Origin of the sequence: Micromonospora sp. NPDC047730, assembly GCF_043204765.1 — a bacterium.
GTDB lineage: Bacteria > Actinomycetota > Actinomycetes > Mycobacteriales > Micromonosporaceae > Micromonospora.
The window spans coordinates 730,762-749,266 of sequence record NZ_JBIDCU010000001.1; the positions used below are offsets into that span (position 1 = coordinate 730,762).

General features: G+C 73.3%; 16 protein-coding genes. 6 read left to right on the forward strand and 10 right to left on the reverse strand.

The window, feature by feature from the left end:
- Nucleotides 1-38 precede the first annotated feature (38 nt).
- The 8 genes from ACGF5G_RS03565 to ACGF5G_RS03600 all read right to left on the reverse strand — a co-directional run bounded on the left by ACGF5G_RS03565 (nucleotide 39) and on the right by ACGF5G_RS03600 (nucleotide 9,103).
- Nucleotides 39-548: a GNAT family N-acetyltransferase gene (locus ACGF5G_RS03565; RefSeq protein ID WP_393258666.1), complete on the reverse strand. Its 510-nt coding sequence runs from the start codon at nucleotides 546-548 to the stop codon at nucleotides 39-41.
- Nucleotides 545-1,474 carry a ribonuclease Z gene (locus ACGF5G_RS03570; RefSeq protein WP_393258667.1) on the reverse strand — a complete coding sequence of 310 codons (930 nt, stop codon included), beginning with the start codon at nucleotides 1,472-1,474 and terminating at the stop codon, nucleotides 545-547. Before ACGF5G_RS03570 ends, ACGF5G_RS03565 begins: the two co-directional genes overlap by 4 nt.
- Before the next feature lie 337 nt (nucleotides 1,475-1,811).
- Complete coding sequence (locus ACGF5G_RS03575; RefSeq protein ID WP_393258669.1) at nucleotides 1,812-2,996, reverse strand: osmoprotectant NAGGN system M42 family peptidase; 1,185 nt, start codon at nucleotides 2,994-2,996, stop codon at nucleotides 1,812-1,814.
- Nucleotides 2,993-4,804, reverse strand: coding sequence for an N-acetylglutaminylglutamine synthetase (gene ngg / locus ACGF5G_RS03580; RefSeq protein WP_393258671.1), 1,812 nt, complete (start codon nucleotides 4,802-4,804; stop codon nucleotides 2,993-2,995). The genes ACGF5G_RS03575 and ngg overlap by 4 nt, the downstream gene beginning before the upstream one ends.
- Nucleotides 4,805-4,806: 2 nt before the next feature.
- Nucleotides 4,807-6,591, reverse strand: coding sequence for an N-acetylglutaminylglutamine amidotransferase (locus ACGF5G_RS03585; protein WP_393258672.1), 1,785 nt, complete (start codon nucleotides 6,589-6,591; stop codon nucleotides 4,807-4,809).
- A gap of 203 nt (nucleotides 6,592-6,794) precedes the next feature.
- Nucleotides 6,795-7,457 (reverse strand): peptide-methionine (S)-S-oxide reductase MsrA, encoded by a 663-nt coding sequence (gene msrA / locus ACGF5G_RS03590; RefSeq protein ID WP_393258674.1) that lies wholly within the window; start codon nucleotides 7,455-7,457, stop codon nucleotides 6,795-6,797.
- Nucleotides 7,458-7,531: 74 nt separating this feature from the next.
- On the reverse strand, nucleotides 7,532-8,485 hold the full coding sequence (locus tag ACGF5G_RS03595; protein WP_393258676.1) for a Fic family protein: 954 nt from the start codon (nucleotides 8,483-8,485) through the stop codon (nucleotides 7,532-7,534).
- Between the two features lie 207 nt (nucleotides 8,486-8,692).
- Nucleotides 8,693-9,103 (reverse strand): HIT family protein, encoded by a 411-nt coding sequence (locus tag ACGF5G_RS03600; RefSeq protein WP_393258678.1) that lies wholly within the window; start codon nucleotides 9,101-9,103, stop codon nucleotides 8,693-8,695.
- 112 nt (nucleotides 9,104-9,215) lie between these two features.
- On the opposite strand from ACGF5G_RS03600, the gene ACGF5G_RS03605 reads away from it, so the two are divergent.
- The 3 genes from ACGF5G_RS03605 (at nucleotide 9,216) to ilvA (ending at nucleotide 13,162) form a co-directional block, all read left to right on the forward strand.
- Complete coding sequence (locus tag ACGF5G_RS03605) at nucleotides 9,216-10,358, forward strand: cystathionine gamma-synthase (RefSeq protein ID WP_363708544.1); 1,143 nt, start codon at nucleotides 9,216-9,218, stop codon at nucleotides 10,356-10,358.
- 15 nt (nucleotides 10,359-10,373) lie between these two features.
- Nucleotides 10,374-11,771, forward strand: a complete 1,398-nt coding sequence (locus ACGF5G_RS03610; RefSeq protein ID WP_393258680.1) for an amidase — start codon at nucleotides 10,374-10,376, stop codon at nucleotides 11,769-11,771.
- A 170-nt stretch (nucleotides 11,772-11,941) separates the two neighbouring features.
- Complete coding sequence (ilvA, locus tag ACGF5G_RS03615; protein WP_393258682.1) at nucleotides 11,942-13,162, forward strand: threonine ammonia-lyase; 1,221 nt, start codon at nucleotides 11,942-11,944, stop codon at nucleotides 13,160-13,162.
- Between the two features lie 93 nt (nucleotides 13,163-13,255).
- Here ilvA and greA read toward each other — a convergent pair whose 3' ends face one another.
- Nucleotides 13,256-13,753, reverse strand: a complete 498-nt coding sequence (greA, locus tag ACGF5G_RS03620) for a transcription elongation factor GreA (protein WP_357462509.1) — start codon at nucleotides 13,751-13,753, stop codon at nucleotides 13,256-13,258.
- A gap of 152 nt (nucleotides 13,754-13,905) precedes the next feature.
- Nucleotides 13,906-14,340 (reverse strand): DUF4307 domain-containing protein, encoded by a 435-nt coding sequence (locus ACGF5G_RS03625; RefSeq protein ID WP_393258683.1) that lies wholly within the window; start codon nucleotides 14,338-14,340, stop codon nucleotides 13,906-13,908.
- Nucleotides 14,341-14,532: 192 nt separating this feature from the next.
- Here ACGF5G_RS03625 and mca point away from each other — a divergent pair, with 192 nt between their 5' ends.
- The 3 genes from mca to ACGF5G_RS03640 all read left to right on the forward strand — a co-directional run bounded on the left by mca (nucleotide 14,533) and on the right by ACGF5G_RS03640 (nucleotide 18,466).
- Entirely contained in the window at nucleotides 14,533-15,414 is an 882-nt protein-coding gene (gene mca / locus ACGF5G_RS03630; RefSeq protein WP_393258684.1) for a mycothiol conjugate amidase Mca, read from the forward strand.
- 48 nt (nucleotides 15,415-15,462) lie between these two features.
- Nucleotides 15,463-15,756 carry a hypothetical protein gene (locus ACGF5G_RS03635; protein WP_393258686.1) on the forward strand — a complete coding sequence of 98 codons (294 nt, stop codon included), beginning with the start codon at nucleotides 15,463-15,465 and terminating at the stop codon, nucleotides 15,754-15,756.
- Between the two features lie 190 nt (nucleotides 15,757-15,946).
- Nucleotides 15,947-18,466, forward strand: a complete 2,520-nt coding sequence (locus tag ACGF5G_RS03640) for a putative bifunctional diguanylate cyclase/phosphodiesterase (RefSeq protein WP_393259215.1) — start codon at nucleotides 15,947-15,949, stop codon at nucleotides 18,464-18,466.
- Nucleotides 18,467-18,505: the final 39 nt, after the last annotated feature.

The following is an 18,505-nucleotide window of genomic DNA, read 5'->3' on the forward strand; positions in this document are numbered from 1 at the left end:
GCGTTAACAAGGGGCCCTTCCTTACACGCAGACGGCGGTCAGAGCGGTCGGTCGTACCGGAGCTGGGGCACGACCACCGGGCCGAGGTGCTCGTCCCGTGCGGTGCCGGTGCGGACCCAGCCGCCGCGCTCGTAGAAGCGCCGGGCGTGCGCGTTCGGCGCCAGCACCCACAGCACCGCCCGCGACCAGCCACGTGAGCGCATGGCGTCCAGCGCGTCGACCATGAGGGCCCGCCCGGTGCCCCGGCCGCGCTCGGCCGGGTCGAGGTGGAGGGCGTTGAGCAGGCCCGTCGCCGGGTCGCCCTCGTCGTCGGGGCCGAGGTAGCTGAAGCCGACCAGCCGGCCGTCGCGTTCGGCGACGGTCATCCGGTGGTCGTCGCGCTCCCACCCCCACCGCTCGGCCCAGTACCGCCCCATCGCCTCCGGCCCCGGCTCGGCCAGCGCCTCGGGCGGGACGAACGACGCGTACGCCGCGACCCGGGACCGCTGGTGCAGGGCGCCGACCGGCATCAGGTCGGCGTCGGTGGCGGGGCGGAGGGTGACCGTCACCCGGCCGAGGCTACCCGCCGGGGCGGGACCTGCACGGTGGTCAGGTCCTCGGCGATCACCAGGTCGCCGTCGAAGTGCGCGCGGGCCTCGTCGGCGAAGCGGGTCGCGTCCGCGTACCGCTGGGAGAAGTGGGTGAGCACGAGCCGGCGTACGCCCGACTCGGCCGCCACCCGCGCGGCCTGGCCCGCCGTGAGGTGGCCGACCTCGGCGGCGAGCGCGGCCTCCGAGTCGAGGAAGGTCGACTCGATGACCAGCAGGTCGGCGTGCTCGGCGAGGGCGTAGACCCCGTCGCAGAGCCCGGTGTCCATCACGAACGCGAACCGCTGCCCGGGCCGGGGCACGCTCACCTCCTCCCGGGTGACGCGGCGCCCGTCGAGGTCGAGGTGGCCGACCCGGTTCAGCTCGCCGACGGCCGGCCCGGCGATGCCGTACGCGGCCAGCTTCTCCGGCAGCATCCGGCAGCCGTCCGGCTCGACGAGCCGGTAGCCGTACGTCTCGATCGGGTGCCGCAGCCGGCGGGCCTCCAGCGTGCCGACGCCCAGGGTGATCCGCTGCCCGTCGGCCTCGATCGGCTCGACGCGCAGCTCGGCGGTCTCGTGGAAGGAGCTGGCGTGCCGCAGCCGGGCGAAGTATTCCGCGCCGCCGGCCGGGAAGTGCACCGCCACCGGGTGCGGCACCCGGTCCAGCGAGAGCCGCTGGATGGTGCCGGGCAGGCCGAGGCAGTGGTCGCCGTGGAAGTGGGTGACGCAGATCCGGGTCAGGTCGGTGGCGGTGACCGTGGAGTGCAGGAGCTGCCGCTGGCTGCCCTCGCCCGGGTCGAAGAGGATCACCTCGTCGTCCCAGCGCAGCACGTACCCGTTGTGGTTGCGCTGCCGGGTCGGGGCCTGGCTGGCCGTTCCGAGCACCACCAGCTCGCGCATCGACACGGTTGACCTCCGGCTGCGTCGACCACCCGGCCCGGAAAAGGGTCGACCCCCGGGGCTTCCGCGCTCGCGCGCGGGCCGGCTGGACTGGGCCGGCACCCCGGGGGTCGGGTGGCTGTCGTGGATTCGCCGCACCGCTGCCACACGGTCTCGACGATGGTGCCTGTGCCCGCCTCGCGGCGGACGAGTTTACTGTCGAGGACAGCGGCTAGCGGACAGCCACCTCACGAGTCCGATTGCTATACAAGTCTGGACCACCTCCTTTCCCGTGTACGGCCACGCTATCCAGCGGCCGGGCCGGCGGCAACGGATTTCGATCACAGGCCCCCGGGGAATACGTTCAGGGGGTTTCCGTGATGCCGATGGGTCCCTCGCGGGGGCCCTCCTCGCTGGCCGGCTGCACGGCCAGCGACGGGAAGTCGGCCAGGTCGCCCTCCGGCTCGGCGTCCCACTCGGGGAAGACCAGGTCGCTCTGGAGGTAGAGGCAGAGCAGCTGGGTGAGCTGGCGCAGCCCGTCGAGGTGGGTGCGCTCGTGCCCGTGGGTGGCGTCCACGCCGAAGCCGAGCAGGGCCACCCGGGCGTGCGCCCCGGCCTCCACCGCCGCCGCCACGTCCGAGCGGTAGTAGTCGAAGACGTCCCGGACCAGGCGCACCCCGTGCTCGGCGGCGATCGAGGCCAGGTTGCGGGTCAGGTGGTAGTCGAACGGCCCGACGCCGTCGCCCATCGCCAGGGTGGCCGCGTCCTCCCGGGACTGCTGGCCGGGGGCGACCACCGCCGCGTCCACGGAGACGATCTCCGCGACGTCCGGGTCCAGCCCGTGGCTGGCCCCGTGCCCGATCTCCTCCGTCACGGTGACCAGCAGGTGCGCGGTGACCGCCGGGCGTACGCCGGCGTCGACCATCGCCTTGAACGCGGTCAGTACCGCCGCCACGCCCGCCTTGTCGTCCAGGTGTCGGGACTTGACGTACCCGGAGGGGGTGACCGTCGGGTTCGGCAGGAACGCGACGAAGTCCCCGGCGTCGATGCCCAGCGCGCGCAGGCCGGCGATGTCGGCGACCGGCTCGTCGACCCGCACCTCGACCTGCTCCCAGCCGATGCCCTGGGAGTCGACGGCCTCGTTGTAGCGGTGCCCGCTGGCCTTCAGGGGGAGCACCTGCCCGGTGATCACCCGGTCCAGGTCGTCGGTGAAGATCCGCACGTGCGCGCCCTCGGCGAACCGGGCGCTGTGCGTGCCGATCGGCTTCAGCTCCAGCCGGCCGTTCTCCTTCAGCCGCTTGACCATGCCGCCGATGGTGTCGGTGTGCACCACGATCGCCCGGTCGGCGCCGGTGGAGCGGGGGCCGGGCAGGAAGGCGCTCAGCGCGCCGCGCCGGGTCAGCGTGGAGCCGATGCCGAGCGCGGAGAGCCGCTCGCCCACGTACTGCTGCACGTGGTCCGTACGCCCGGACGGGCTCGGGATCTCCAGCAGCTCCACCAGCACCTGGCGCAGGTAGTCCAGGTCGATCTCCAGAGGTCTCGGGCTCACGCGGCGCCTCCCGGGCCGACCGGGGACCAGAGCCGCTGCGGCGCGCGGGTGCCCGGGAAGAGCAGGTCGACGAAGCGCTCGGCGGTCGGCTGCGGCTCGTGGTTGGCCAGGCCGGGCCGCTCGTTGGCCTCGATGAAGACGTGCTCGGGCCCGTCCGGCGCGGGGACCAGCAGGTCCAGCCCGGTGACCGGGATGTCCAGCGCGCGGCTGGCCGTCACGCACGCCTCGGCGATCGCCGGGTGCAGCTCGGCGGTGACGTCGTGGATGGTGCCGCCGGTGTGCAGGTTGGCGGTCTTGCGTACGGCCAGCACCTGCCCCTCGGGCAGCACGTCGTGCAGCTCGTGGCCGGCCTCGGCCAGCACGTCCCGGGTCATGTCGTCGATCGGGATCGTGGACTCGCCGCCCGTGGCGGCGGCCCGGCGGCGGCTCTGTCGCTCGATCAGCTCGGCGATGTCGTGCACCCCGTCACCGGTGATCGAGGCGGGCCGACGGACCGCGGCGGCCACCACCTCGTGGTCGATGACGACCACCCGCAGGTCCTCGCCGGCACGCATCTCCTCGATCAGCACGTCCGGGCAGAACCGGGCGGCCAGTTCGACGGCGGCGGCCAGCGCCTCGGGGGTGCGTACGCCCACCGTGATGCCGTTGCCCTGCTCGCCCCGCGCCGGCTTGACCACCACCCGGCCGGCCTCGGCGAGGAAGGCCGCGTCGCCGTCGTCGCCCGTGGCGGTCCGCCCGCGCGGCACCGACAGGCCCGCCTCGGCGAGGATCCGGCGGGTCACCCGCTTGTCGTCGCAGCGGCTCATCGCCACCGCCGAGGTCAGCTCCGACAGCGACTCGCGGGTCCGGACGGTGCGCCCGCCGCTGGTCAGCCGCAGCTCGCCCCAGGCCGGGTCGGTCACCTCCACCCGGATGCCGCGGCGCATCGCCTCGTCGGCGACGATCGTCGCGTACGGGTTGAGCTGGTCGTACCCCTCGGGCGTGGCGGGCAGGAAGAGCCGCTCGTTGATCGGGTTCTTCCGCTTCACGCAGAGCGTCGACGTCCGGTAGAAGCCGAGTCGCTCGTAGAGCCGGATCGCCCCGGCGTTCTCCGCGAGCACGGACAGGTCCACGTACGCCCGGCCGCGCGCGACCAGCCGGGCGGCCAGCGCGGTGATCAGGGCCTGGCCGGTGCCGGGCGGCGCCGTGTTGAAGTCGACGGTGAGGCACCACAGGCTGGCCCCGTTGTCCGGGTCGTCGAAGACCGCGACGTGGTCGACGCCGGTGATGGTGCCGACGACCTCGCCGGTGGCGTCCTCGGCGACCAGGTGCAGGAAGCGGTCGGTGCGGGCGTTGGCGACGAGCACGTCGACCGGGGCGGTGACCATGCCGTTGCGGGCGTAGATCCGGTTCACCGCGTCCGCGTCGGCGGCGTCGGCCAGCGGGCGGATCGCCAGCCCCGGGACGTCGTCGTCGGCCGGCCGGTCGCCGTCCAGCGGCAGCCGGTAGGTCAGCGACGGGTCGATGAACAGCTCGTCGGGCAGCCGGGACACCAGCACGTGCGGGTCGCGCAGGTAGATGCAGATGTCCCGGGAGCCGGCGGCCTCGGAACGCAGCACGGCGGCGACGGCGGCCTGGTCGGCGAAGGTCTGCCCGAAGACGAGCCGGCCCCAGCCGCAGTCCAGCACCACGTCGGTGTCGCCCTCGCGGGCGGGCGTCTCCGGTGTGCCCGGGGCCATCGGGTCGCCGCCGGGCCCGACCCGCTCCCGTCGCCGGCCGCCACGGAACCGGTCGGACCGGGCCGTGCCGGTCGCCAGGGTGTCGGTCACGGTCAGTCGATTCCGTGGCTCTGGAGCCACATTTCCAGGAGTCCGAGTTGCCACAGCTTGTTTCCGTTCAGCGGGGTCAGTTCGGCGTTCGGGTCGGCGAGCAGCGCGTCGACGTAGTCGGCGCGGAACAGGTCGCGGCGGCGGGCCTCGGGCGCGGAGAGCGCGTCGCGTACCCGGTCGAGGAGCTTGCCCTCCAGGTGGGTGAGGCCGGGGACCGGGAAGTAGCCCTTCGGCCGGTCGATGACCTCGTGCGGCAGCACCCGGCGGCCGATCTCCTTGAGCACCCCCTTGCCGCCCTGCGCCAGCTTGAGTTCCGGCGGGCAGCTCGCGGCCAGTTCGACGAACTCGTGGTCGAGGAACGGCACCCGGGCCTCCAGTCCGTGCGCCATGGTCATGTTGTCCACCCGCTTGACCGGGTCGTCGGTCAGCATGACCTGGGTGTCGATCCGCAGCCCGGCGTCGACCGCGGTCTGGGCGCCGGCCCGGCCGAGGTGCGCGGCCACGAACTCCCGGGCCGGGTCGCCGTCGGCCAGCCAGGCCGGGTTCAGCACCTGGGCCAGCCCGGCCGCGTCCCGGTCGAAGAACGCCCGGGCGTACGTGTCGAGCGCCTGGTCCCGGCCGACGCGGGCGAGCGGCGGATACCAGTGGTAGCCGCCGAGGATCTCGTCCGCGCCCTGGCCGGACTGGACCACCTTGACGTGCTGCGACACCACCTCGCTGAGCAGGTAGAACGCCACGCAGTCGTGGCTGACCATCGGCTCGGACATCGCGGCGACGGCCGCCTCCAGCGGCGGCACCAGGTCGGCGGCGGCCACCCGGATCTGGTGGTGGTCGGTGTCGAACGTCTTCGCGACGAGGTCCGAGTAGCGGAACTCGTCGCCCTCCCGGCCGCCGACGGAGTCGAAGCCGATGGAGAAGGTGGAGAGCCCGCGCTGGCCCTCGCCGGCGAGCAGGGCGACCACCAGGCTGGAGTCCAGGCCACCGGAGAGCAGCACGCCGACCGGCACGTCGGCGACCATCCGCCGGCGCACGGCGGTGGTCAGCGACTCGAGCAGGGCGTCCTGCCAGTCCTTCTCGGACCAGCCGGCCCGCTCGGGGGCGCGGGTGAAGGCCGGATCCCAGTAGACCCGCTCGGAGGTGCGGCCGTCGGCCTCGTAGACCCGTACGGTCGCCGGGGGCAGCTTGGCGACGCCGCGCAGGATGGTGCGTGGCGGCGGCACGATGCTGTGGAAGCTCAGGTAGTGCGCGAGCGCGACCGGGTCGATGGTCGTGTCGATCCCGCCGCCGGCCAGCAGCGCGGGCAGGGTGCTGGCGAAGCGCACCACGCCCGGTGTCTCGGCCACGTAGAGCGGCTTGATGCCGAGCCGGTCCCGGGCCAGCACCAGCCGGCCGGTGTCCCGCTCGCTGATCGCCACGGCGAACATGCCGACCAGGTGGTCGACGAAGTCGAGCCCCCACTCCGCGTACGCCTTGAGCACGACCTCGCTGTCACCCGAGGAGAAGAAGCGGTGGCCCTTGGCCTGGAGTTCCTCGCGCAGCTCGCGGTAGTTGTAGACGCACCCGTTGAAGACTCCGGTCAGCCCCGCGTCCGGGTCGACCAGCGGCTGCCCGCTCGCGGCGGAGAGGTCGATGATCTTCAGTCGTCGGTGTCCGAGGGCCGTCGGGCCCTGGGCCCAGACGCCGCTGTCGTCGGGCCCCCGGTCGCTCATCGTGGCCGCCATGCGCTCCACCGCCGACACGTCGGCGCGCGAGCCGTCACGGCGGAACTCTCCCGCAAGTCCGCACATGCGAGGCAATGCTGCCAGAGGCCGGTGCGGTTCGCCCGTTGAGCTGATGTCGGGGGAGTGGGCGGTTGCTAGGATGCGCGCCTTCGCGTGTCAAGCCCCCGGGCCGGCCGGAGTTTTCCCGCCCGGCATCGCCCGGTGCCTGATTGGAAACGGGCCTGCGGTGTGACAAACACCGCAGACCCGTTCGCGGGCGTCGCGCGGGCTCAGCCGGCGGTGCGGGCGATGCCCACCGGGCAGCTCAGCCCGTTCGGGCCGTGGTTGCAGTACCCGTTCGGGTTCTTCGTGGGTGCGAGGTACTGCTGGTGATGATCCTCGGCGAGGTAGTAGGCGCCGAGCCGGTCGATCTCCGTGGTGATCTCGCCCTTGCCGGCGCGCGCCACGATCGGCGCGAACGCGTCCCGCGACGCCTGCGCGGTGGCGAGCTGCTCGTCGGTGGTGGCGTAGATCGTCGACCGGTACTGGGTGCCCACGTCGTTGCCCTGGCGCATGCCCTGGGTCGGGTCGTGGTTCTCCCAGAAGACCTTGAGCAGGTCCTCGTAGCTGATCGTGCTGGGGTCGTAGACCACCTGGACCACCTCGGCGTGCCCTGTCATGCCCGAGCACACCTCCTCGTACGTCGGGTTCGGCGTGATGCCGCCCGCGTAGCCGGCCGACGTGGTGAGCACGCCGGGCAGGGTCCAGAACAGCCGCTCGGCGCCCCAGAAACAGCCCATGCCGAACACGGCCACCTGCGAGCCCTCCGGGAACGGACCCTTGAGGGGGGTGCCCAGCACCTCGTGCCGGTCCGCGACGGGCATCGCGATCAGACGACCCGGCAGGGCCTGGTCGGGGGTGGGCAGCTCGGCCTTCATACGGCGCAGGAACACGGTGGGACTCCTCTCGTACCTCTCCCAGCGTGCAACACCGCCGGACCCGCCTTCCTTACCCGCCCCGCCGCCACTCAGGCCCGGCGGTACCTCGTCCTGGCGTATTCGGTGACCCACTTCCGGCTGCTCCGCCAGACGCCGTCGTCTCCCTTCACCGCCCTGAGGCGCCCGCGGGCGGCGGCGACCCGCAGGGCGTCCTGCGTGAGGTCCGCGGTGGCGAGCGCTGGCAGCGGCAGCAGCTTCACGGGGCCGGCGACGGCGGGCATGACGAAGCGGTACAGATTGGTCGTGACGCTGCGCGCGATGAGTTCGCCGAGAGGCCCCGGTTCCCCGGCGTCGGCCTTGCGCATTGCCCTGAGATAGCTGTCCCGGTCGCGTTTGTAGATGATCGCCGGCGGATAGCCGAGCCTGCCCAGCAGGAGGCTGAGCAGGAGCCGTCCCGCACGCCCATTCCCGTCCAGGAAGGGGTGAACCACCTCGAAGGTGTTGTGGAGGACGGCGAGGCGTTCCGCGAGGGGCGTGTCGCTGTCCTCGCGCAACCTGTTGACATCGTCGGTCCACGTGCGCATCCGCGAATCCACCTCCGGCCACGGCGGGGGCTTCATGCCGCCGGGGAAGCGAGCGATCTCGTGCCGCCGGAAGTTGCCCGGAGCCTCTGAGTCGAGCGCATGCGGGTGTGGCGCTACCGTCCAGACCGGTGTCATCGCAAGGTAATGGACGTGCCGGACCTCCTGTACGGACAGGAGTTGGCCGTCCTGCCAATCGCCCGGTGCCAGTGCCTGACCGTAGACCCACCTCGCGGCGTCGGCGTAGCCCCGGACCTCCATGTAGTCCCGAAGTGGCTTGGCGCCGACCGCGCGGCCCTCGTCGAGGAGCTTCTCGACCTCCTGCAGCACGAGCGTGTTGCCTTCGATGGCCGTGCTGTTGTGGGCTTCCTGATGCCAGATGTCCGACCAGATGTCTTCCGCCTCGTCCGGCGACGGCAGGCCACCCAGGCGCTCTCGCAACTCGAGGACCGCCTCTTCCAAACGCCGGTGCACCGTTGCCCGAGATGGTCGACCGGGTCCCGCCATGCTCGCCGCTCCACGGTTGTTCGGCTGAGGAAAAATTATTCTACCGAACAGATTGACCTGACTTTGTTCGCCCTGGCCGGAGAAATCCGAACGAACAAAAGGCGCCCCGGGTCCCTCAGTAGGGGCGGTGGGCCCTGCCCACGTTGTCCTCAGTCGCCAGCCTCAGCGGGCGGCGGAGATCCGGGTGGCGTACGCCTGGGCCTCGGCGTCGTCGGCGTAGCGGGTGCGGGGCCAGAAGAAGCCGCGCAGCCCGTCGCCCTTCGTCCGGGGCACCACGTGGGTGTGCAGGTGCGGGACCGACTGGGACACCTTGTTGTTCATCGCCACGAACGTGCCGCCGGCCCCCAGACCGGTCTCCACCGCCAACGCGAGCCGCCGGACCAGGCCGAAGTAGCCGGCCAGCCCCTCGGCGGGCAGGTCGGCCAGGGTGACCAGGTGGGTGCGCGGCACCACCAGCACGTGCCCCTTGAAGACCGGCCGGGTGTCCAGGAACGCCACCCCGTCCGGCTCGTCGGCGACCCGGAACGCCGGCACCTCGCCCGCCACGATCCCGCAGAACACGCACCCGCTCACCCGGGCAGGGTAACCGCCGCCGGGAAGGGCGGCCGTGCGGTGGCAGAGCCGGGTGATCCATCGGGTGCGGGTTGTGACGCCTCCCGCGGCCCCGGCGACTAGCCTCACGGGAATGAGTCACGGCTTCGAGACGCTCGCCATCCACGCCGGTCAGGACCCGGAAGCCCGCACCGGCGCGGTGATCCCTCCGATCTACCAGACCAGCACGTACGCCCAGGACGCCGTCGGCGCGCCCCGGCTGGGCTACGAGTACAGCCGCTCCGGCAACCCGACCCGCGACGCGCTCCAGGAGTGCCTCGCCGCGCTGGAGGGCGGGTCGGTCGGCCTCGCCTTCGCCAGCGGACTGGCCGCCGAGGACACCCTGCTGCGCACCGTCTGCAAGCCGGGCGACCACGTGGTGATCCCCGACGACGCGTACGGCGGCACGTACCGGCTCTTCGCCCGGGTCGCCGAGCGCTGGGGGCTGGACTACACCCCGGCGCGGGTCTCCGACCCGGACGCGATCCGGGCCGCCGTCGAGCCGGGCCGGACGAGGATCGTCTGGGTGGAGACGCCCACCAACCCGCTGCTCGGCATCGCCGACATCGCCGCGCTGGCCGGGGTCGCGCACGACGCGGGCGCCCTGCTGGTGGTCGACAACACCTTCGCCTCGCCGTACCTCCAGCAGCCGATCGCGCACGGCGCGGACGTGGTGGTGCACTCCACCACCAAGTACGTCGGCGGTCACTCCGACGTGGTCGGTGGCGCGCTGGTCGCGGCCGACGCCGGGCTCGGCGAGGAACTGCGCTACCACCAGAACGCGATGGGCGCGATCAACGGCCCCTTCGACGCGTGGCTCACCCTGCGCGGCATCAAGACGCTCGGCGTACGCATGGACCGGCACTGTGACAACGCCGAGCGGATCGCGGCCTACCTGGACGGGCACGCCAAGGTCGGTCAGGTCATCTACCCGGGACTGCCCTCGCACCCCGGCCACGAGGTCGCCGCCAAGCAGATGCGCCGGTTCGGCGGCATGATCTCGTTCCGGGCCGCCGGCGGCGAGGAGCACGCCGTGGAGATCTGCAACCGGGCGAAGCTGTTCGTGCTCGCCGAGTCGCTGGGCGGCGTGGAATCCCTGATCGAGCACCCGGGCCGGATGACACACGCAAGTGCTGCCGGCTCGCCGCTTGAAGTTCCCGGCGATCTCGTGCGACTGTCTGTCGGCATCGAGACGGTCGACGACCTGCTCGCCGATCTGGAGCAGGCGCTGGGCTGACCGCTGGCTGGGAGGGTGGCCGTGCAGGACATCATGCCGACCTGGGTGGGGGCGACCGCCAAGCAGATCGCCCGGGGCGTACGCCGGGGCGACGTCACGGCCACCCAGGTCGTCGCGGACCACCTCGACCACATCGCCCGGGTCGACGCCGACCTCGCCGCGTTCCGCACGGTACGCGGCGGGGAGGCGATCACCGAGGCGGAGAAGGTCGACGAGCAGGAGGACCTGGCCAACCTGCCGCTGGCCGGGGTGCCGGTGGCGGTCAAGGAGAACACCCCGGTCGCCGGCCTGCCCACCTGGAACGGGTCGGCCGCGGTCCGTACGCCCGTCGCCGAGGCCGACCACGAGGTGGTCCGTCGGCTGCGCGGCGCCGGAGCGGTGATCCTCGGGGTGACCCGGATGCCGGAGCTGGGCCTCTGGGGGATCACCGACGACGAGACCGCGGTCACCCGCAACCCCTGGGACGCCGGGCGTACCCCCGGCGGCTCCTCGGGCGGCGCGGCCGCCGCGGTCGCCGCCGGGCTGGTGCCGATCGCCCACGGCAACGACGGCCTCGGCTCGATCCGCATCCCGGCGGCCTGCTGCGGCCTGGTCGGGCTCAAGCCGGGGCGGGGCGTGGTCCCGTGCCAGCTCGGCGCGGAGGACTGGTTCGGCCTCACGGAGCACGGCATGCTCACCAGCACGGTCGCCGACGCGGCCGTCGGCTTCTCCGTGCTGGCCGGCCGCCGCCCGGAGACGCTGGTCCCGCCGCAGCGGCTGCGGGTGGGCGTCTCGCTCCGTTCGCCGGTGCGGGGCGTGCACCCCGACCAGCCCAACCGGGACGCGGTCGCCGCCGCCGGCCGGCTGCTCGCCGCCGCCGGTCACGACACGGTGCCGGCCGATCCGGTCTACCCGACCGCGCTGGGCCTGCAGGGGATCGCGACCTGGTTCGCCGCGGCGGCCGCCGACGTGCGCGCCGCCGGGCTGGACCGGCGCGGCCTCCAGCGGCGCAGCCGCCGGCACGTCGCCCTCGGCGAGTGGGCGCAGCGGCGGGGGTACGTCCGGGAGGCCGACCGGGCCGCCTGGCGCGAGCGCTCGATCGGCTTCTTCGCCGACCACTCGATCGACCTGCTGCTCACCCCGGCCCTGGCCACCGTGCCGCCGGAGGCCGCCGGCTGGTCCGGCCGCTCCTGGCGGGCCAACATGCTGGCCAACATCCGGTACGCCCCGTTCGCCGCGCCGTGGAACATCGCCGGCCTGCCCGCCCTCGTGGTGCCGGTCGGCCGCCGTCCCGACGGGCTGCCGGTCGGCGTGCAGCTGATCGGCCCGCCCGGCTCCGAGTTGCTGCTGCTCGGCGTCGCCGGCCAGTTCGAGATGCAGGCCCCCTGGTCCCGCCACGCCCCCACCTACCCCCGCACCCCCGCCACCGTCTAACCCCACCCTCACCCCACCCCCACCCCGCCCGGTCTCCGCGATCTTGCGGTTTCCGCCCCGGCAAATGGGGATGAACGGCGCGCTTCGCGGGCCCAAGGTGCAAGATCGCGGATGGTTCCGGTGCGGGCGTCGGTGCAGGCGGCGGGGGCGGCGGGTGGCACGATCAGGGCATGACGGAACTGGTCGGTCTCGCCGACGTACGCGCCGCGCGGGAACTGCTCGCGGGCGTCACCCGGACGACCCCGCTGGAGCCCTCCCGGCCGCTCAGCGCGGCGCTGGGCGGGCCGACGTGGCTCAAGTGCGAGAACCTGCAGCGCGCCGGCTCGTACAAGGTGCGCGGCGCGTACGTGCGGATCTCCCGACTGTCCGAGGCGGAGCGGGCCAACGGCGTGGTCGCGGCGAGTGCCGGCAACCACGCCCAGGGGGTGGCGCTCGCCGCCGGCCTCGTCGGCACCCACGCCACGGTCTTCATGCCGGTGAACGCGCCGCTGCCGAAGGTCGCCGCCACCAAGGGTTACGGCGCCCAGGTCGAACTCGTCGGCAACACCGTCGACGAGTCCCTGGTCGCGGCGCAGACCTTCGCCGAGCGGACCGGGGCGACGCTCATCCACCCGTTCGACCACCGGGACGTGATCGCCGGCCAGGGCACGGTGGCCCTGGAGATCCTCGAACAGTGCCCCGAGGTCAGGACGATCGTCACCGGGGTGGGCGGCGGTGGGCTGGTCTCCGGCATGGCGGTGGCCGCCAAGGCGTTGCGGCCCGACGTGCGCGTCATCGGCGTGCAGGCGGCCAGCGCGGCAGCCTTCCCGCCCTCCCTGGTGGCCGGCGAGCCGGTACGCCTTCCGTCGTTCAGCACGATCGCGGACGGCATCGCCGTCGGGCGGCCGGGGGAGATCACCTTCACCCACGTCCGCAGGCTGGTCGACGAGATCGTCACGGTCTCCGAGGAGGACATCTCCCGGGCGCTGCTGATGCTGCTGGAGCGCGGCAAGCAGGTGGTGGAGCCGGCCGGCGCGGTGGGCGTGGCGGCGTTGCTGGCGGGCGCGGTCGAGGTGGAGCCGCCGGTCGTGGCGGTGCTCTCCGGCGGCAACATCGACCCGCTGCTGATGCTCCGGGTGATCGAGCACGGCCTCGCCGCGGCCGGCCGCTACCTGCGGGTGACCGTGCGCTGCACGGACCGCCCGGGGCAGCTCGCCTCGCTGCTCAGCGAGATCGCCGAGCACCGGGCGAACGTGGTGGACGTGGAGCACCAGCGGGCCAACCCGCACCTGCGCCTGGGCGAGGTGGAGGTGGCGCTGTCGGTGGAGACCCGGGGCGTCGAGCACTCCGACACGCTGATCAGCGCGTTGCGGGCCAGCGGCTACCAGGTGGTCTTCGCGGCTGAGGCGTGACACCGGTCGGTGCCACGCCTCAGCGGGGTGTGCGGAGCGTCGCCTGGCGCTCACCGCCGTGTGTGGCGGCGTGCGAGTGCCGGGCGGTGCGGATCAGCCGGAGAACGGCTCGAAACCGACCACGGTCACCTTGATGTCGGCGCCGCTGGGGGCCGTGTAGGTGCAGGTCTGACCGGCCCGGCCGCCGAGGATCGCCTTGCCCAGCGCCGACTCCGGGCTGTAGACCGTCAGGTCGGTGGTCGACGCGATCTCCCGGGAGCCGAGCAGGAACGTCTCGGTGTCGTCCTTGTCGTCGTCGAAGTAGATCGTGACGACCATGCCGGGGGACACCACGTCGGCGGTCGGCGCCTCGCCGACCTGCGCGGTGCGGAGCAGCTCCTTCAGGTAGAGGATGCGCCCCTCGGCCTTGCCCTGCTCCTCGCGGGCCGCGTGGTAGCCGCCGTTCTCCCGCAGGTCGCCCTCCTCGCGCCGGGCGTTGATCTCGGCAGCGATGACCGGCCGGTTGGCGATCAGCTCGTCGAGCTCGGCCTGGAGCCGGTCGTATGCGTCCTGGGACAGCCAGGTGGCGGGCGCCTCGTTGCCAGTGGACACAGGCGGTCTCCTCAGATGTGCGTGCTGGCTGACAGGTGAACCTCCAAGTTACCAGTGCGGTACGACACGGGGGTGTCGACGATCACCGGCGGCACCCCGTCCGGCGCCGCCGTGTCGCCTGTGCCGGCGCGTCCGGCCCGCGTCGTTGCTGCTCAGGCCGGGGGCCGGCAGCGCACCACCTCGCCGATGAAGGGGCGGGCACTGGTGACCAGCCGGTGCTGCGTCGTCACCTGCCGCTGGCCCGGCCGGGCGGTCACCGTGACCTTTTCCTTGGCCACCTCGGCGCCGGCACGGTCCCGGGCGCGCAGCAGGCACACCGCCGATCCGCCCTCGGGCACGGTGACCCGGAAGTCGACCAGCACCTGGCTGTCGGTGATGCCGGTGTAGGTGATCACCTGGGCGTCGTAGTTCGGGTCGCCGTACTGCCGGTAGAGCCGGACCGTGACCAGGCTCAGGACCGCGACGAGGGCGATTACGAGCAGCGCCGCCAACAGCGGCCGGCGGCGGCCGGGTTCCCGGCGGCGGCCGTACCGGCCGGGCGGGAAGGCCGGCGCGCCCGGCGGAAGTGTGGCGTGCGTCTCGGTCACCGGCGGGTATCTCCTGGCGTTGTTGTCGGCGGCATCGGCAAGAATGGCAGAGTTCCATCTTCCCAGCCCGTCCCGTCGTCAAGAATGACACGTCGGCACCGTCAGGTCCCGGTGCGGGGGGAGGATGCCGGCAGATCAGCCGGGCGGTCCCGCGGGGGGTCCGCCGGCCGCCAGAGACGAGGAGCGCCGACGTTGGCAGAGCGACTGCGACTGATGGCCGTCCACGCACACCCTGACGACGAGTCGAGCAAGGGCGCCGCGACCACCGCGAAGTACGTGGCCGAGGGGGTCGACGTCCTGGTTGTCACGTGCACCGGCGGCGAGCGCGGCAGCGTGCTCAACCCGAAGATGGACCGGCCCGACGTCTGGGCCAACATCGCCGAGATCCGCCGGAGCGAGATGGACGCCGCGCGGGCCATCCTCGGCGTCGAGCAGGCGTGGCTCGGCTTCGTCGACTCCGGTCTGCCCGAGGGCGACCCGCTGCCGCCGCTGCCGGAGGGCTGCTTCGCCCTCCAGGACGTCGAGGTGGCGGCCGGCCCGCTGGTGCGGCTGATGCGCCAGTTCCGCCCACACGTCGTCACCACGTACGACGAGGAGGGCGGCTACCCGCACCCCGACCACATCATGACGCACAAGATCAGCGTGGCGGCCTTCGACGCCGCCGGTGATCCGGAGCGCTACCCGGAGCTGGGCGAGCCGTGGCAGCCGCTCAAGCTCTACTACGACATCGGCTTCTCGAAGGGCAAGATCATGGCCCTGCACGAGGCGATCCTCGCCACCGGCCGGGAGTCGCCCTACGAGGAGTGGCTCACCCGCTGGGAGGACCGGCCCGACAAGGGCCCCCGGATCACCACCCGCGTGGAGTGCGCCGACTACTTCCCGGTCCGCGACGACGCGCTGCGGGCCCACGCCACCCAGATCGACCCGGACGGCTTCTGGTTCCACGTGCCGATGGAGGTGCAGCGGCGCGCCTGGCCGACGGAGGACTTCGAGCTGGTCCGCTCGCTGGTCGACAGCCCGCTGCCCGAGTCCGACCTCTTCGCCGGGGTGCGCGAGACGGTCCATGCCCGCTGATCCGGTGGGCGGCTACGCTGGTCACCAACCGCACACCGGAGGAACGCCATGCTGACCGCTGCACAGGTGCTCGCCCAGAACAACTTCGGGGACACCCGTTCGGGTGGCCTGGCGGGGCCGATGGGCCTCTTCCTCATCCTGGTCCTGGCGACGGCGACCATCCTGCTGATCCGCAACATGAACGCCCGGCTGCGCCGGCTGCCCGACCGGTTCCCCCAGCAGGGGCCATCCGTCGACGCGCACCGGGCGGACGCGGCGGTCGTCGATCCGACAGACGGGACGCCGGCGCAGGATTCATCCTCGGACGCCCCCAAGGGGCGTCAGCAGCGCCGCAACGGGTAATCCACGCATGATTCACGTCGAACCGGGTCGTCGCCCCCTGTTGCGGCCACCGGGTTTGCCTTAGCCTTCCGCCGGGGGACCAAGAGTTCCCGAGCCGTGCGCGGAAGGGGGCGCCGATGACCACCACAGCAGCGGCCGCCCGGCGTACCGGCGATCGGCCCGTGGGCGGAGGGGATCGGTGACCTCCGGCATGGCCGGCGAGCCGCCCAACCGGCTCGAAGACCGCGGCACCCCGCCGCGGCTGCTCCTGCTCACCGCCGCCGTCGCGCTGACCGCCCTGGTCGCCGCCGCGGTGGGGTGGACCCTGCCGACGCGCATCCCCGCCGACGCCGCGCTCGGCGGGCCGGCCCGGTTCGGCATTGCCGTCGTCGTGTTCGCCGTCGCCCAACTGGCCCGGCTGCGGTTCCGCACCGCCGCCGGAATGGTCAGCATCACCTGGGGCGAGGCCGCGCTGATCATCTGCCTCTACCTCGCGCCCGCCGGCTGGCTGCCCTCCGCCACGCTCCTCGGCGCCGGGCTCGCCTGGTCGGCGATGTCGCTGCTCGGCGACCGCCGGCCGGTGCTTGAGGTCGTCCGGATCACGGCCTCGCTGACCGCCGCCACCGCGCTGGCCGTCTCGGTCACCACCGCGCTCGGCCGGCCGCTGCTGGCCGCGCCGACGCCGGGGCTCGCCCTGGCCGTGGTCGCCGGGTCGGTCACCTACCTGCTCGCGACCGCCTGGCTGGGCGGGGCCACCCTGGCGCTCCGGCACGGCATCCCCGTCGCCCCGCCGCTGCTCGCCGCGCTCCGCGGCAAGCTGCTGATGTTCGTCGGCAACGTCGCCGTCGGGCTGGTCGTGGTGGCGCTGCTGGAACTCGACGCGCGCTGGCTGCTGCTGCTCCCGCCGCCGCTCTGGCTGCTCCAGCAGACCTACCGGCACCGGCTCCGCGCCGACCAGGAGCGCCGCACCTGGCGCGCCTTCGCCGAGGCCACCGCCGCGCTCAACCAGCTCGACGAGCGGGGGGTCGCCACCGCCGCGGTGACCGGGGCGCTGGCGCTGTTCAACGCCGAACTCGTCGACGTCGACGTCGCCCGGGGCGACGGCCGGTGGCGGCGCTACCGGGGCGACCCGGGTGGTCACCTGGTCGACCGGGAGGTCGCGCCGCCGGGCCGGACCGACCCGGCGGAGCACGAGCTGGTCCGCACCCTCACCGTGGGCGCCGCCCAGGTGGGCGAGCTGCGGGTCCGCTTCCCGCGCTCGGCCCCGCCCAGTGCCCGGGAGCGCGACGCCGTGGCCGCGTTCGGCGACGCCCTCGCCGCCGCCCTGCACGACGCCGCCACCCACCGGGAGCTGCGGCTGGTGACCGCCCGCTCGTCGTACGAGGCGGTGCACGACCAGCTCACCGGGCTGGTGAACCGGTCGGCCATGCTCAGCAAGGGCGACCAGGCGCTGCGGCAGCTCGCCCACGACCATCCGGTGGCGCTGCTGCTGCTCGACATCAACCAGTTCAAGGAGGTCAACGACACCCTCGGGCACGCCGCCGGCGACCAGTTGCTGCGCTTGACCGCCAACCGGCTGGGCACCCTCGCCCGCCCCGGGGACCTGCTCGCGCGGCTCGGCGGCGACGAGTTCGCCCTGCTGCTGACGTCGGTCCCGGTGGTCGGCGACCGGGCCGCCGCGATGGCGTACGCGCTGCGGCAGGCCCGCGAGATCGCCGAGCGGCTCGCCGCGCCGACCGAGGTGGCGGGGGTCCGGATGTCCGTCGAGGTCTCCGTCGGGGTGGTGGTCGCCGACGCCGGCACCGCCGACCTGACCGAGCTGCTGCGCCGGGCCGACATCGCGATGTACCAGGCCAAGGAGGGCGGCGGCAGCGTCGCCGCGTACGACTCCACCAGGGACGCCGCCAGCACCGACCAGCTGGCCCTGCTGGCCGAGCTGCGCGAGGCGCTGAAGGCCGACGACCAGCTGGTGCTGGCGTTGCAGCCCGCGGTCGACCTGGCCACCGGCGCGCCGACCGGGGTGGAGGCGCTGATCCGCTGGCGGCACCCGCGCCGGGGCTGGCTCGGCCCGCACGACTTCATCCGGCCGGTGGAGAACAGCGAGCAGCTCGGCAGCTTCACCCGCTACGTGCTGGACAAGGCGCTCGCCGTCGCCGCCGGCTGGGCCCGGGACGGGGTCGACGTGCCGATCTCGGTCAACCTGTCGGCGCGCAGCCTGCTCGACCCCCGCCTGCCCGCCGAGATCGCCGAGGCGCTGCGGCGGCACGAGGTGCCGCCGGACCGGCTGGTCCTGGAGATCACCGAGACGGTGGTGATGAGCGAGCTGGAGGTCATCGACGAGGTGCTCACCACGCTGCGGTCGATGGGCGTGCAGCTCGCGGTGGACGACTTCGGCACCGGCTTCTCCTCGCTGACGTTCCTCACCCGGATCGCCGTGGACGAGCTCAAGGTGGACCGTTCCTTCGTGATCCGGATGGCCGACTCGCCGGAGGCGGCGGCGATCGTACGGACGACCGTCGGCCTGGCCCACGAGCTGGGGCTGCGGGTGGTCGCCGAGGGCGTGGAGACGGCCGAGCAACGGTCCGCCCTGGCCGAGCTGGGCTGCACGGCCGCGCAGGGTTACCACTTCTTCAAGCCGATGCCGGCCGACAAGATCGGCGCGGTGCTGGGCACCCTGCTCGACGAGGCCCGGCCGAACGTCTTCCCGCTGCGCGCCGACGGCGCCTCCTGACCCGGCCGCACCGCACCGCACCGCTCGGGCGGGCGCCCA

What these genes read in the sequence shown, in the direction of transcription:
- ACGF5G_RS03585 (WP_393258672.1), bottom strand. Translation starts at nt 6,591, where the DNA reads ATGTGCGGACTTGCGGGAGAGTTCCGCCGTGACGGCTCGCGCGCCGAC.
- ACGF5G_RS03605 (WP_363708544.1), top strand. Translation starts at nt 9,216, where the DNA reads ATGAGTCACGGCTTCGAGACGCTCGCCATCCACGCCGGTCAGGACCCG.
- ilvA (WP_393258682.1), top strand. Translation starts at nt 11,942, where the DNA reads ATGACGGAACTGGTCGGTCTCGCCGACGTACGCGCCGCGCGGGAACTG.
- ACGF5G_RS03635 (WP_393258686.1), top strand. Translation starts at nt 15,463, where the DNA reads ATGCTGACCGCTGCACAGGTGCTCGCCCAGAACAACTTCGGGGACACC.
- ACGF5G_RS03640 (WP_393259215.1), top strand. Translation starts at nt 15,947, where the DNA reads ATGGCCGGCGAGCCGCCCAACCGGCTCGAAGACCGCGGCACCCCGCCG.